This is a genomic window from Atlantibacter subterraneus, from assembly GCF_007570865.1.
Taxonomy (GTDB): Bacteria; Pseudomonadota; Gammaproteobacteria; order Enterobacterales; family Enterobacteriaceae; genus Atlantibacter; species Atlantibacter subterraneus.
In genome coordinates, this window is sequence record NZ_VLPS01000001.1 from 292,632 (window position 1) to 306,660 (window position 14,029).

Here is a 14,029-nt window from a genome sequence, read left to right on the forward strand (position 1 = left end):
CAGTTAGTGTTATATTGCCGTTTTATTTGAAAACCAATACAGTATTTACTCCATTCATTCAACTGAATTAATGAAAGTTGTTTGTCTCTTTTGGGCGGATAATCTTTATCAGAAAATCATGATAATATAATGTAAATATTTTATTTACTATTGTTTCGATATAATTTATATATAGAAACCCTATGTAGTGAGTATTCCCTTCGTTAACCAGGAGTAAAAAATGTCCAAGCAACAAATCGGCGTTGTTGGTATGGCCGTAATGGGGCGCAACCTGGCGCTTAACATCGAAAGCCGCGGTTATACCGTGTCCATCCTCAACCGCTCGCGCGAAAAGACTGAAGAAGTCGTTGCAGAAAATCCCGGTAAAAAATTGGTTCCTTATTACACCGTTAAAGAATTTGTTGAGTCACTGGAAACGCCTCGCCGTATCCTGTTGATGGTTAAAGCTGGCGAAGGTACTGATAAAGCGATTGAATCCCTCAAACCTTATCTGGATAAAGGCGATATCATCATTGATGGCGGCAACACCTTTTTCCATGACACCATTCGTCGTAACCGTGAGCTTTCCGCTGAAGGGTTCAATTTTATAGGCACGGGGGTTTCGGGGGGTGAAGAAGGGGCATTGAAAGGTCCTTCGATTATGCCTGGCGGTCAGAAGGAAGCGTATGAACTGGTTGCGCCAATCCTGAAGCAAATCGCAGCGGTTGCTGAAGATGGTGAGCCATGTGTGACCTACATTGGCGCTGATGGTGCTGGTCATTATGTCAAGATGGTGCATAACGGTATCGAGTATGGCGACATGCAACTTATTGCAGAAGCTTACTCCCTTCTAAAACACGGTCTGAATCTGTCAAATCAAGAATTGGCAGATACCTTCACCGAATGGAATAAAGGTGAACTGAACAGTTACTTAATCGATATCACAAAGGATATTTTCACTAAGCAAGATGAAGATGGAATCTATCTGGTCGATGTCATACTGGATGAAGCAGCTAACAAAGGTACGGGCAAATGGACCAGTCAGAGTTCCCTGGACCTGGGCGAACCCCTGTCACTGATCACTGAATCTGTGTTTGCGCGGTATATCTCTTCCCTTAAAGAGCAGCGTGTGGCTGCATCTAAGGTACTTAGCGGTCCTCAGATCAAACCATTTGCTGGGGATAAAGCTGAGTTTGTTGAGAAAGTTCGTCGCGCACTCTACCTTGGTAAAATTGTTTCTTACGCGCAGGGCTTTTCCCAGTTGCGTGCCGCATCGGAAGAAAATAGCTGGGAGCTTAACTACGGTGAAATTGCAAAAATTTTCAGAGCCGGTTGCATTATTCGTGCTCAGTTTTTGCAAAAAATCACTGATGCGTATACAGAAAACCCCTCTATTGCGAACCTTTTGTTAGCACCGTACTTCAAAAAAGCAGCAGATGATTATCAGCAAGCTCTTCGAGATGTTGTCGCTTATGCTGTTCAAAATGGCATCCCAACGCCAACATTCTCTGCGGCAGTTGCTTATTACGACAGCTACCGCGCAGCGGTATTGCCTGCGAACCTGATCCAGGCCCAGCGTGATTACTTCGGTGCGCATACTTACAAGCGCACCGATAAAGAAGGTGTATTCCATACCGAGTGGCTTGAATAGGTAATTTAGCTTGACATGATTCTATATTCAAAGACCATCGCAATGATGGTCTTTTTTAGATGAGTTAGAATTTTCCTAAAAATTTATTTTATTTATAAACTAAATGGAGATAACATAGACTCTTAATTCATTGGGTGTTATTTCAGGTATGAATAAAAAAATTATAATCGCTGGCGGTGGCTTTTTCGGCATGTATTTAGCTGAACAGCTATCTCTACTAGGGCATAACGTTAGCCTTTATGAAAAAGAGCAGAACTTTATGTCCCGTGCTTCATATAATAATCAAGCGCGCGTTCATAATGGTTATCATTATCCAAGAAGTATTTTAACTGCCTTGCGTTCGAGAATGTCATTTCCTCGTTTTGTCGAGGAATTTAGAGATTGTGTAAGCGCTGATTTTGATAAATATTATCTTATTAGTGAGCTTTTGGGCAAAGTTACGGCGTCGCAATTTCGGTTGTTTTGCGAGCGTATCGGTGCTGACTGTGATTATGCCCCGGCAAGAATTGAGAAGTTGGTTAATCCGCAGTTAATCAACGCCTGCTTTACTGTTAAAGAATTTGCTTTTGATTCTTTTAAGTTAAGAGACATTATGTTGCAGAGGCTGGATGCTGCGGGAGTTCGATACCATTGTGGTTATTCAGTTGATAAAGTTGAAAGTACTGGTGTAGGAATTATTACGCATATAAGCAACTTAGATAGCGGCATTACAGAAAGTTATTATGCCGACCACGTATTTAACTGCACTTATGCGAATTTAAATTATCTGCTCGACCAGTCTGAAATAGAATTAATTCCTCTCAAGCATGAAATGACAGAAATGTGTTTGGTAGATGTACCAGATGAACTCAAATCTACGGGTTTCACTATTATGTGCGGGCCGTTTTTTTCTGTTATGCCATTTCCTTCTGTTGGACTACACTCCTTCAGTCATGTTCGTTATACACCCCATTATGAATGGCACGATAAACCTTTAGAGAAATATCACAATTCCTATTCAAAATTTGACGAAGATATAAAGGTTAGCGCCTGGCAGTACATGTTAAAAGATGCGGCACGATATATGCCGGTCCTTAATGAGTGCCGTTATGAACGTTCACTCTGGGAAGTGAAAACACTGCTTCCACGCAGTGAAACTGATGATTCACGCCCGATACTTTTTCGTCCAAATCATGGTATTAAGGGTTTTCATTGCATTATGGGTGGCAAGATCGATAACGTTTACGATGCCGTTGAAGCAATCAAAAATGTAAATCTTATTTAAAAGCAATATAAGAGACTTCCAGTGAAAAGCGAATCTTTCGTTTCTGTTGTTTTAAATACACAGCTAACTTCAAATGAGTTAACAAGCAAGTTAAATCAAATTCACGAATTGCTTGATGCTAATTATACTGATTATGAGATTTTGATTGTATCAAAAGGCCCATATCGTGATGTACCCAGAGTGTCAAGTATTGATCAAACTTTAAAAGCAATACCTTGCGTACGATTATTGCAACTATCAGGTTGCGTCCATGATGACATCGTTTGGGCTGCCGGATTAGAAAATGCAATTGGCGATTTTGTGGTCCTATTCGATCACTTAACGGATCCTGTCGAAGTTATTCATACTGCAGTTGACAAATGTAAGTCTGGTTTTGATGTAGTCGTCGGGGTATCGAACCAAAGTATACCTCCCGTATATAAATTTTTACGAGAAACCGCGACCCGAATACTGACCGCCATTGATTATCATATCCCCAAAAACTCTACTGGCTTACGTTGCCTTAGCCGTAGAGCAGTGAATGCGGTAACGGATACTGGGCGTTTTCACCATCAATTCTATATGAGAATTCAGAAAACAGGTTATCCGATCGCTGAGTTGGTCTATGAACCGCTTTGCGAAAATCAGGTTAAAAATTCCATTGTCTATGGTTTTCGCAATTTAGTTAGGTTGATGGTTTTCAACTCCTCACGTCCGTTACGGTGGATGTCAATCATTGGCACTCTTGGCAGTTTTAGCGCCTTGTTGTTTGCGATCTACAGCATCGTGGTAAATATGATCGATGGGCATGTAGTGCAGGGCTGGACGACGACCATTCTATTTATGTCTATCTTGTTTATGATGCAATTTATCATGTTGGCCTTTTTTGGTGAATATTTAAGTAGATTGTTAGATGACAGGAGTGAACAGGCCGCTTATTCCGTTGTCTTTGAGAAGAAAAGTGCTGTTATGGTTAATAAAGATCGTGTAAACGTGCTGAGTAAATCAACCGCTGAAGAGCCTAATCTTGTGCAGACCGGGCGCGATCGTTAAGGGGATAAAAGTATGAAAAAAGCCTTGATCGGATTTACAGGATTTGTCGGTACGACGTTAATGAAGCAAACGCAATTTGATGCATTTTATCGTTCGACAAATATAGAAGATATAAAAGGTAAAAAATTCGATGTTATTGTTTGTGCCGGAGCGCCGGCACAAAAATGGCTTGCTAATGCCGACCCCCAGGGCGATCGCAATAAAATAAATTCGTTGATTGATTGCCTTGACAATGTCGAATGTGACCATTTTATTCTCATCAGCACCGTTGACGTTTTTAAAAAACCCGATGCTGTAGATGAAAACACAGTCATAGATGAAGATGATTTGCATGCCTATGGCCTCAATCGTTATCATCTTGAAAAATTTGTTGCGCAAAAATTCCCTCGTCATTTAATTGTCCGTTTACCCGGCCTCGTTGGTCCTGGACTGCGCAAGAATATCATTTATGATTTTCTTCATGAAAATAATATCGATAAGATTGAAAGCCGCAACGTTTTCCAGTTCTATCCCATGGTGAATCTGTGGTTTGATATCGTTAAGGCAATTGAAAATAATATTCAACTCATTCATTTGACGTCAGCACCGGTTTCTGTCGCGCATATTGCAGAACAAGGTTTTGGAATTGATTTCTCTAATGAGCTATCTTCGCCTGTTATTGCCTACGATATGCGGAGTATTTATGCCGCTTTGTTTGGCGGTAATGACAACTATCAGTACTCCGTGAGTGAAACTATTCAGGCCGTACGACATTATGCTCAGTCAGAAATAAACAATCATCAGGATGGTAATTAATGAGAGTTTCAATCTCCAACCTGGCCTGGGACGTAGAAGAAGACAATATAGTGGCAACTCTTTTACAAGAGTTTGCTATCGATGCTATTGATATCGCGCCGGGGAAATATTTCTCAAATGTCAAAAAGGCTAAATCCTCTGAAATTAGAGCCGTTAAAGCTTGGTGGGCGGAGCGTGGAATTGAGCTTGTTGGTATGCAGGCGCTATTATTTGGTACGTCCGGATTAAATGTTTTTGGAACTGAGACTGTTCAAAAGCAGCTTCTTGAACATCTCTCTGCAATCTGTTTTATCGGTGCTGAACTTGGCGCTACCAGGCTTGTATTTGGTTCGCCTAAGAATCGCGATTGCTCAGGCCTGTCATCAGACGAAATCGCATCTATCTCTACCGGTTTTTTCCGGCGATTAGGTGATATTGCTTCCGATAATGGTGTTATCATTTGTCTTGAACCTAATCCTGAGGTCTATGGTGCTAACTTCATGACGACGAGTCATGAAACATGTGAAGTGGTGAAACAGATTGCTCATCCGTCTATAAAAATGCAGCTTGATACGGGCGCTATGATGATTAATAACGAAGATTATAATCTTGTCATGCAGGAATCGAAGCCCTTCATCGGACACATTCATATTAGCGAGCCGCAACTTCTTCCACCTGGCGATCGTTGTGGCAATCATGAAAAGCTTGCAGAGATCCTGAAATCTACGTTCCCATCGCAGTTGGCGACCATTGAAATGCTCGCGACTAAAGATGAATCCCATACGGTTTCAATACGCCGCGCGCTTGACTACGTTACCTCCCTCTATCGTTAAGTAGGTATAGATATCTTGAAATGGTTAATTCTCATTCTGGGCATTGCTTGTAATGCTTCTGCCAGCGTATTGATTAAAATGGCCATGATGCCGCCAAGAAAATTTCCCTCGCTCACTGATCCTCTTGCCTCCCTGTCTAACTGGCCTTTTTGGCTGGGGTTGGCACTTTATGGCGGTGCGTTTATTTTGTATGCAGCTGCTTTGGCCGTATTACCTTTGAATATTGCTCATCCAGTATTGACTACAGGTGCTGTCGCGGCGGTGGCTGTTTTATCCGTACTTGTTTTTAATGAAACTTTTCACTGGACGACCATTGCTGGCGTAGCATTTGTGATCGTCGGCGTTGCGTTAATCACCGCCAGGGCTGCTTAAATAAATAGGTTCACTATGATCAATGATAAAATCTGGGACGTCCCGGCTTATGATCCCCTAATCTGGACAGGCAAAAAACATGATAATTGTGTTGTTATTCCCGTCATTAATGAGGGTAGCCGAATCACAAGTTTACTCACTAAAATTAGCGATCTAAAAATTACTGATATTGCTGACATCATTATTGTTGATGGTGGAAGTACAGATGGTTCTCTTCAAAAAGATCGCCTGTTAGAGCTTGGCGTGACTGGATTGATTTTAAAAACTGGCTCAGGAAAACTGAGTGCACAGCTTCGTTGCGGCTATGCGTTTGTTTTGAGAGAAGGTTATAAAAATATTGTTACCATAGACGGTAACGATAAAGACGATCCCGCACCCATTCCGGAATTTATCGCCGCGCTTGATAAGGGCTATGATTTTGTTCAGGCATCACGATTTGTAAAAGGCGGCGTCGCGGTGAACACGCCAAAATCGCGCGATTTTGCCATTAAATATATTCACGCACCAGTACTTAGTATGGCGTCTGGATTCCGTTGGACTGATACCACTCAAGGTTTTCGTGCTTATAGCAGTAAGATGTTATTGGATGAACGTGTCGCACCTTTCAGAAATATTTTTAACACCTACGAACTGCTTGCTTACCTCTCTTATATTGCGCCTAAACTGGGTTTTCAGTGTATAGAATTACCCACTTCGCGTATTTATCCAGAGGGTGAAGTACCAACGAAAATTAGCAGTTTTAGCGGTAACTTATCCGTGTTAAAAATATTATTCAAAGCCTGCCTGGGACATTATAACCCACGTTGAATGGCATATTCCCGTGTGCTATAGCGCATAAAACAGGGGCGAAAACGCCCCTTTAATCCTACTTATGCCGTCCCCGCAAATTCTCAATCACCTTCCCTAAATCCAACTCCTGATCCTGCAATAGCACCAGCAAGTGATACATCAAATCCGACGCTTCATTAGTCAGTTCCTCGCGGTCATTTACCGTTGCCGCCAGCGCGGTTTCCACGCCTTCTTCCCCAACTTTTTGCGCAATACGTTTAGTGCCGCTGGCATACAGCTTAGCCGTATATGAGCTTGACGGGTCGGCGTGCTTGCGTTCCGCCAGCAACTGCTCCAGCTGATATAAAAAATGCCACTGGTGATGTACATCGCCGAAGCAGCTCGATGTTCCCTTGTGGCAGGTCGGGCCGATGGGATTTGCCAGCACCAGCAGCGTATCATTGTCGCAATCCGGGGTAATGCTCACCACGTTAAGGAAATTCCCGGAGGTTTCACCCTTGGTCCACAAACGCTGTTTGGTACGCGAATAAAAGGTGACTTTCCCGCTTTCCTGAGTACGAGCCAGCGCTTCGCTGTTCATATAACCCAGCATCAGTACTTCGCCAGACACGGCATGTTGCACTACTACCGGCAGCAGACCGCCGGTTTTTTCAAAATCCAGTTGCTCAGTTAACATACCCGAATCTCCACGCCCTGTAGCGCCAGGAACGCTTTAAGTTCACCAATATTAATAATCTGCTTGTGAAATACCGACGCGGCCAGCGCGCCGTCCACATCGGCATCACGGAAGGCTTCCAGAAAGTGTTCCATGGTTCCCGCGCCGCCGGAGGCGATCATCGGCACGCGGCACACTTCACGCACTTTTTTCAGCTGTACCAGGTCATAGCCGTTACGCACGCCGTCCTGGTTCATCATATTCAGCACAATTTCACCTGCGCCGCGTTTTTGCACTTCCTGTACCCAGTCGAGAGTTTCCCACTGGGTTACGCGGGTGCGGCTTTCGTCGCCGGTGTATTGATTAACGTGATACTTGCCGGTTTGCTCGTCAAACCAGGTATCAATACCCACCACGATGCACTGCACGCCAAAACGATCTGCCAGACGGGTAATCAGCTCCGGATCGGCCAGGGCAGGGGAGTTAATGGAAATTTTATCTGCGCCGAACGACAGGATTTGCGCCGCATCGTCGAGGGTTTTGATGCCGCCCGCCACGCAGAAGGGGATGTCGATCACCTCCGCGACGCGTGATACCCAGCTCTTATCCACCACGCGGCCATCGCTGGAAGCGGTGATATCGTAAAACACCAGCTCATCCGCGCCTTCTTCGGCATAGCGTTTGGCCAGCGGGACGATGTCGCCGATGATTTCATGGTTGCGAAACTGCACGCCTTTCACGACCTGGCCGTCACGCACGTCCAGGCAGGGGATTATCCGTTTTGCCAGCATTGTACAGCCTCCGCGACGGTGAATTTGCCTTCCAGCAGCGCACGCCCAACGATCACGCCTTTTACGCCGCTGTCTTTTAATGCCTCGATATCCGTAATGCCGCCAATCCCGCCAGAAGCCTGAAACGCCACGGACGGAAAGCGGGCGCACACTTCCTGATACAGCCCGACGTTGGAGCCTTTAAGCGTGCCGTCCTTAGAAATATCGGTGCACAGCACATGCTTTAAGCCAACCGGTAGAAACGCATCCACCAGCTCTTCCAGCGTCACGCCGGAATTCTCCTGCCAGCCGCTGACCGCCACCTGTTTCGCGCCGTTTTCATCAATGCGCACATCCAGCGCCAGCACCAGGTGTTCTGCGCCGAAGCGTTCAAACCAGCCCTTTACCAGTTCAGGGGATTTCACCGCGGTGGAGCCCACCACCACACGCGTGGCTCCGGCGTCTAACAGCGCCGCGACATCCTTTTCGGTGCGTACGCCGCCGCCAACCTGTACCGGGACGCTAACGCCCGCCAGCAGGGTTTTCAGCAAGGGGATCTGGCGCTTCGCCGGATCTTTCGCCCCGGTCAGGTCCACCAGGTGCAGTACTTGCGCGCCTTCCGCCTGATAGGCCTGTAAACGCGGCAGTGGGTCGTTGCCGTAATCGCGTTGCTGGCCGTAATCACCCTGATGCAGGCGCACCACCGTGCCGTCAATTAAATCTAATGCCGGGATAATCATTTACATCTCCAGGAAATTTTTCAGCAGCTGCGCGCCCGCCGCGCCGGAGCGTTCCGGGTGAAATTGCACGCCGTAGAAATTATCTTTCTGCACCGCCGCGGTAAACGGCTCTCCGTAGTTGCATTGCGCGATGGTAGAAGCGTTCACCGGCATGGCGTAGCTGTGGACGAAATAGAAATACGCGCCGTCTTCAATGCCGTTGAACAGGCGATTACCCGCCTTCGGATTGACGCGGTTCCAGCCCATATGCGGCAGCGGCAGGCCGAAATCGGTCATCTTCGGCACCGCCTGGTCGATAATCCCCAGGGTTTCCACGCCCTGGTTTTCCTCGCTGCGCGAACCCAGCAGCTGCATCCCGAGGCAGATCCCCAGCACCGGCTGGGTGCAGGCTTTGATCAGGTCGATCAATTCGCGTTCGCGCAGCTGGTCCATCGCGGCCTGTGCGGTCCCGACGCCCGGCAGAAAAAGCTTATCGGCGCGCAGCACCACATCGGCGTCGCGGCTAACCTGCGGCTCGTAGCCGAGGCGCTGGATCGCCCATTTCACTGACGACAGGTTGGCGCATCCGGTATCCAGAATCACCACGTCCATTACAGCACTCCTTTCGACGACGGAAGCGTATCGCCTTCCACGCGGATCGCCTGGCGCAGGGTGCGGCCAAAGGCTTTAAACAGGCTTTCCACGCGGTGGTGATCGTTTTTACCTTTGGTTTTCAGGTGCAGCGTCACGCCCATGGTGTAAGAGAGTGAACGGAAAAAGTGCTCGACCATTTCGGTGCTCAGATCGCCAACGCGCTGGAAAGTGAAATCCGCTTTATATTCGAGGTGCGGACGGCCAGAGATATCCAGCGCGCAGCGCGCCAGGCACTCATCCATCGGCAGTACAAAACCAAAGCGCGCGATGCCGCGCTTGTCGCCCAGCGCCAGCTTCAGCGCTTCGCCCAGCGCCAGGCCGGTATCTTCCACGGTGTGATGATCGTCAATATACAGATCGCCTTTCACCGTGATGTTCATGCGAAAACCGCCGTGGGTAGCGATTTGATCCAGCATATGGTCGAAGAAGCCGACGCCAGTGTGGATTTTGCTGCCGCCTTCGCGATCCAGCCACACTTCGACTTCAATCTGGGTCTCTTTGGTGTTGCGCTCCACCCGCGCATAGCGATCGCGGCGGGTCAGCTGCTCGGCGATGGTTGCCCAGCCCAGTTCGTCACGGTTATAGCGCAGACCGGTGATGCCCATGTTTTCCGCCAGCTCGATGTCGGTAGCCCGGTCGCCAATCACATAGCTGTTAGCGCGATCCAGCGCTTCTTCCGCCAGGTATGCCGTAACCAGTTGGGTTTTCGGCTTGCGGCAGTCGCAGTTGTCCGCCGGCAGATGCGGGCAAATCAGCACTTCGTCGAAATTCACGCCCTGAGAAGTGAAAATCTGCATCATCAGGTTATGCGGGCCGTCGAAATCATCCTGTGGGAAGCTGGCGGTGCCGAGGCCGTCCTGGTTAGTGATCATCACCAGCTTGTAGCCCGCGTCCTGGAGCTTACGCAGCTGCGGGATCACGTCCGGCTCCAGCGCCAGCTTGTTAAAACGGTCGACCTGGAAATCTTCCGGCGGTTCTGAAATCAGGGTGCCATCACGGTCAATAAAGAGGATCTTCTGACTCATACTTACTCCGTGGCCGCGAGGCCGGGTTGTTCCTGCAGAGCGTCGATTACGCGCTGGCACTCTTCACGGGTGCCGACGGTCACGCGCAGGCAGTTGCTTAATGTCGGTTGTTTGTTCTGATCGCGTAAGATAATGCCCTGATCCCACAGGGATTTAAATACTGCGCTCGACGTGGTGATACGCGCCAGCACATAGTTGGTTTCGCTGTCGAATACCGCTTCGACGCAGGCGACCTTTTTCAGTTCGCTTACCAAAAACTGGCGATTGACGAGGATTTCCGCCACCCGCTCGCGCATCGCCACGATGCCCTGCGGGCTCAGCGCCTGGGCCGCGATATCCGCTACCGGCGTAGAGAGCGGGTAGGGAGCGATCACTTTCAGCAGCAGGCCGATAATCTCTTCATTCGCCAGGGTAAAGCCGCAGCGCAAACCCGCCAGCGCGAAGGCTTTGGACAGAGTACGCAGCACCACCAGATTCGGGTATTCATCCAGCCAGGCGGCCAGCGTTGCCTGGGGGCAGAATTCAATATAGGCCTCATCGGCCACCACGATGGCTTTTCCGCGCGTCATTTCTAATAAAACGCGAATATCCTGCGGATTAATCAACTGTCCGGTAGGGTTGTTGGGGCTACAGACAAACACCACCTTCACGCCGTCGAGTTTTTCAGCAATCGCCGGGAGGTCGAGCTGCCAGCCGTCAATTGCCTGCACGGTGCGGCACTCTACGCCGATGGTTTCGGCGCTGACGCTGTACATGCCGTAGGTCGGCGGGCAGTACAGCACCGCGTCTTTGCCCGGTTCGCAAAACGCGCGGATCAGCAGTTCTATGCCTTCGTCGGCACCGCGGCTGACCAGCACTTGCTCCGGCTTCACGCCCGCGTACTCCGCGTAACGTTCGATGACCAATTTGGGCTGGCATTCAGGATAGCGATTTAACGTTTGCGCAGAGAGTTGAAACTCGACTGGCGTCGGGTATTCGTTGGCGTTCAGCCAGACATCACCGTTACCCCCCAGGCGACGCGCGGATTGATAGGGCGTCAGATTGCGAACGTTTTCACGGGCTAATTCGACAATGCTCATTTTCTCTCCTTCAGTGCGGCGACGCGCAGGGTAACGGCGTTTTTGTGGGCGGTAAGCTGTTCAGCGGCAGCCAGGGTTTCGATGGTTTGCGCCAGCGCGCTGAAACCGGCAGGGGTTAACTCCTGGACCGTCATGCGCTTCTGGAAATCTGCCAGCCCCAGGCTGGAGCAGGTGGCGGTATAACCGTAGGTCGGCAACACGTGGTTGGTGCCGGAGGCGTAATCACCGGCAGATTCCGGGGACCAGTCGCCCAGGAACACCGATCCGGCGCTGGTGATGTCGTCAACCAGCTCGCGGGCGTTGCGGGTCTGAATAATCAGGTGCTCCGGGCCGTACTGGTTGGAAATCGCCACGCACTGCGCTAAATCGCGCGCCACAATCAGGCGGCTTTCCGCCAGCGCCTGGCGGGCTGTTTCCGCGCGCGGCAGTTCGGCGAGTTGACGCTCAACCGCGTCGGCCACCGCCTGCGCCATGGCGCTATCCGGCGTCAGCAGGATCACCTGCGAATCCGGGCCGTGTTCCGCCTGGGACAGCAAATCCGAGGCCACGAAATCCGGAGTCGCGCCGCTATCGGCGATCACCAGCACTTCAGACGGCCCGGCAGGCATATCAATCGCCGCGCCATCCAGCCGCTGGCTGACCTGGCGTTTGGCTTCGGTGACAAACGCATTGCCCGGCCCGAAGATTTTGTCAACTTTGGGTACGGTCTCGGTGCCAAACGCCAGCGCCGCGATGGCCTGAGCGCCGCCCACCTGATAAACCTGCTGTACCCCGCACAAACGCGCTGCATAGAGGATTTCATCGGCAATCGGCGGCGGCGAGCACAGCACCACTTTTTTACAGCCCGCGATGCGCGCCGGGGTCGCCAGCATCAGCACGGTTGAAAACAGCGGCGCGGAGCCGCCAGGAATATACAGGCCCACCGAGGCGATAGGGCGCGTCACCTGCTGGCAGCGTACGCCAGGCTGGGTTTCGATATCCACGGCGGGCAACACCTGGGCGCGGTGAAAGGTTTCGATATTGGCGACGGCTACCGCCATGGCCTGCTTAATCTCATCGCCAAGACGCGCCACGGCGGCGTCGATCTCCGCTTCGCTGACCGCCAGCGCATCCACGGTGGCTTTATCAAAACGGGCGCTGTACTCGCGCAGCGCGCTGTCGCCGTTGGCACTGACGTTAGCGAGGATTTCGCTGACGGTGCGGGCGATGCTGTCCGAGGCGGAAATCGCCGGGCGGGTCAGCAGCGCCTGTTGGGTCGCAGCGTCGCAGTCGTTCCAGTTGATCGGGGTAGAAAAGGCCATGGCGTTACTCCATCATCTTCTCAATCGGTAACACCAGAATCGAACTGGCACCCAGCGACTTCAGTTTTTCCATGGTTTCCCAGAACAGGGTTTCGCTGCTCACCATGTGCATCGCCACGCGCTGCTGATCCCCCGCCAGCGGCAGAATAGTCGGGCGTTCCGCGCCCGGCAGCAGGGCAATCACTTCGTCGAGACGCTCGGTCGGCGCGTGCAGCATGATGTATTTGGATTCGCGGGCCTGAATCACGCCCTGGATACGGGTCAGCAGCTTGTCGATCAGCTGCTGTTTAGCATCCGGCATCTCGCCGTCGCGCTGGATCAGGCAGGCTTTAGAGCGGTAAATCACTTCGGTTTCACGCAGGCCGTTGGCTTCCAGGGTTGCGCCAGTGGAAACCAGATCGCAGATAGCGTCCGCCAGGCCGACGCGCGGGGCCACTTCTACCGAGCCGTTCAACAGGCAGGATTTGAACTGAACGCCTTTTTGATCGAGATAACGCTTGAGCAGGTGCGGGTAGGAGGTGGCGATACGCTTGCCGTTCAGGCCCTGCGGGCCGTCCCACGGCTCGTCAACCGGCGCGGCGATGGAAAGACGGCAGCCGCCGAAATCGAGACGGCGCAGAGTGAAGTAGCGCGGATCTTCGCCCTGGGCGCGGCGGTCCAGCAGCTCTTCTTCCAGCACGTTTTCGCCGATGATGCCGAGATCCACTACGCCATCCATCACCAGGCCGGGAATATCGTCATCGCGCACGCGCAGGATATCGATTGGCATGTTTTCGGCAAGAGCGATCAGGCGCTGGGTGTGGAGATTAATTTTTATGCCGCAGCGCGCGAGCAATTCGCGTGAATCATCACTTAAACGCCCAGATTTCTGAATAGCTATGCGTAAACGGTTGGTGTCGGTCATCTTCTCTTTTCCTCGTAAACCCTGAATTGTGTTGTGCGTTATCTGTTTTACTACACCGGATTACCCTGAACGTTGGGGTAAAAAAAAGCCCCCGGAAGACGATCTTCCGGGGGCTTTCTCTTGCGTTCTGCACCACTGGAAGATCTAACTGTCTTCCAGCACACATCGCCTGAAAGACTAGTCAGGGTGATGGTGATGATGGTGGTGTTTAAACTGAACGCGCGTCAT

General features: G+C 50.4%; 16 protein-coding genes and 1 other annotated feature. Of the genes, 7 read left to right on the top strand and 9 right to left on the bottom strand.

Features of this window, described 5'->3' with window-relative positions:
• Positions 1–220 precede the first annotated feature (220 nt).
• The 7 genes from gndA (at position 221) to FND52_RS01400 (ending at position 6,712) form a co-directional block, all read left to right on the top strand.
• On the top strand, positions 221–1,630 hold the full coding sequence (gndA, locus tag FND52_RS01370) for an NADP-dependent phosphogluconate dehydrogenase (RefSeq protein ID WP_144129082.1): 1,410 nt from the start codon (positions 221–223) through the stop codon (positions 1,628–1,630).
• A gap of 148 nt (positions 1,631–1,778) precedes the next feature.
• The gene (locus tag FND52_RS01375; RefSeq protein WP_144129083.1) at positions 1,779–2,894 is read left to right on the top strand and encodes an FAD-dependent oxidoreductase; all 1,116 of its coding nucleotides are present in this window, start codon (positions 1,779–1,781) and stop codon (positions 2,892–2,894) included.
• A gap of 21 nt (positions 2,895–2,915) precedes the next feature.
• Positions 2,916–3,926 (top strand): glycosyltransferase family protein, encoded by a 1,011-nt coding sequence (locus FND52_RS01380; protein WP_144129084.1) that lies wholly within the window; start codon positions 2,916–2,918, stop codon positions 3,924–3,926.
• Between the two features lie 12 nt (positions 3,927–3,938).
• Positions 3,939–4,721, top strand: a complete 783-nt coding sequence (locus FND52_RS01385; RefSeq protein WP_144129085.1) for an NAD-dependent epimerase/dehydratase family protein — start codon at positions 3,939–3,941, stop codon at positions 4,719–4,721.
• Positions 4,721–5,533 carry a sugar phosphate isomerase/epimerase family protein gene (locus FND52_RS01390; RefSeq protein WP_144129086.1) on the top strand — a complete coding sequence of 271 codons (813 nt, stop codon included), beginning with the start codon at positions 4,721–4,723 and terminating at the stop codon, positions 5,531–5,533. Before FND52_RS01385 ends, FND52_RS01390 begins: the two co-directional genes overlap by 1 nt.
• Positions 5,534–5,548: 15 nt before the next feature.
• Entirely contained in the window at positions 5,549–5,905 is a 357-nt protein-coding gene (locus FND52_RS01395) for a DMT family transporter (protein ID WP_144129087.1), read from the top strand.
• A gap of 15 nt (positions 5,906–5,920) precedes the next feature.
• Complete coding sequence (locus FND52_RS01400; RefSeq protein ID WP_144129088.1) at positions 5,921–6,712, top strand: glycosyltransferase family 2 protein; 792 nt, start codon at positions 5,921–5,923, stop codon at positions 6,710–6,712.
• Positions 6,713–6,770: 58 nt separating this feature from the next.
• On the opposite strand, the gene hisIE is transcribed toward FND52_RS01400, so the two are convergent.
• The 9 genes from hisIE to hisL all read right to left on the bottom strand — a co-directional run bounded on the left by hisIE (position 6,771) and on the right by hisL (position 14,029).
• Entirely contained in the window at positions 6,771–7,370 is a 600-nt protein-coding gene (gene hisIE, locus FND52_RS01405; protein ID WP_144129089.1) for a bifunctional phosphoribosyl-AMP cyclohydrolase/phosphoribosyl-ATP diphosphatase HisIE, read from the bottom strand.
• Positions 7,364–8,140: an imidazole glycerol phosphate synthase subunit HisF gene (hisF, locus tag FND52_RS01410; RefSeq protein ID WP_125292386.1), complete on the bottom strand. Its 777-nt coding sequence runs from the start codon at positions 8,138–8,140 to the stop codon at positions 7,364–7,366. The genes hisIE and hisF overlap by 7 nt, the downstream gene beginning before the upstream one ends.
• The gene (gene hisA, locus FND52_RS01415; protein ID WP_144129090.1) at positions 8,122–8,859 is read right to left on the bottom strand and encodes a 1-(5-phosphoribosyl)-5-[(5-phosphoribosylamino)methylideneamino]imidazole-4-carboxamide isomerase; all 738 of its coding nucleotides are present in this window, start codon (positions 8,857–8,859) and stop codon (positions 8,122–8,124) included. The genes hisF and hisA overlap by 19 nt, the downstream gene beginning before the upstream one ends.
• Entirely contained in the window at positions 8,860–9,450 is a 591-nt protein-coding gene (hisH, locus tag FND52_RS01420; protein WP_144129091.1) for an imidazole glycerol phosphate synthase subunit HisH, read from the bottom strand.
• Positions 9,450–10,517, bottom strand: coding sequence for a bifunctional histidinol-phosphatase/imidazoleglycerol-phosphate dehydratase HisB (gene hisB / locus FND52_RS01425; RefSeq protein ID WP_125292383.1), 1,068 nt, complete (start codon positions 10,515–10,517; stop codon positions 9,450–9,452). The genes hisH and hisB overlap by 1 nt, the downstream gene beginning before the upstream one ends.
• A gap of 2 nt (positions 10,518–10,519) precedes the next feature.
• Positions 10,520–11,596 (bottom strand): histidinol-phosphate transaminase, encoded by a 1,077-nt coding sequence (hisC, locus tag FND52_RS01430; protein WP_144129092.1) that lies wholly within the window; start codon positions 11,594–11,596, stop codon positions 10,520–10,522.
• On the bottom strand, positions 11,593–12,897 hold the full coding sequence (hisD, locus tag FND52_RS01435; RefSeq protein ID WP_144129093.1) for a histidinol dehydrogenase: 1,305 nt from the start codon (positions 12,895–12,897) through the stop codon (positions 11,593–11,595). Before hisD ends, hisC begins: the two co-directional genes overlap by 4 nt.
• Before the next feature lie 4 nt (positions 12,898–12,901).
• Positions 12,902–13,801, bottom strand: coding sequence for an ATP phosphoribosyltransferase (gene hisG, locus FND52_RS01440; RefSeq protein WP_125292380.1), 900 nt, complete (start codon positions 13,799–13,801; stop codon positions 12,902–12,904).
• A gap of 79 nt (positions 13,802–13,880) precedes the next feature.
• Positions 13,881–14,003, bottom strand: a sequence feature (His leader region).
• On the bottom strand, positions 13,979–14,029 hold the full coding sequence (gene hisL / locus FND52_RS01445; protein ID WP_001364200.1) for a his operon leader peptide: 51 nt from the start codon (positions 14,027–14,029) through the stop codon (positions 13,979–13,981). It overlaps the preceding feature by 25 nt.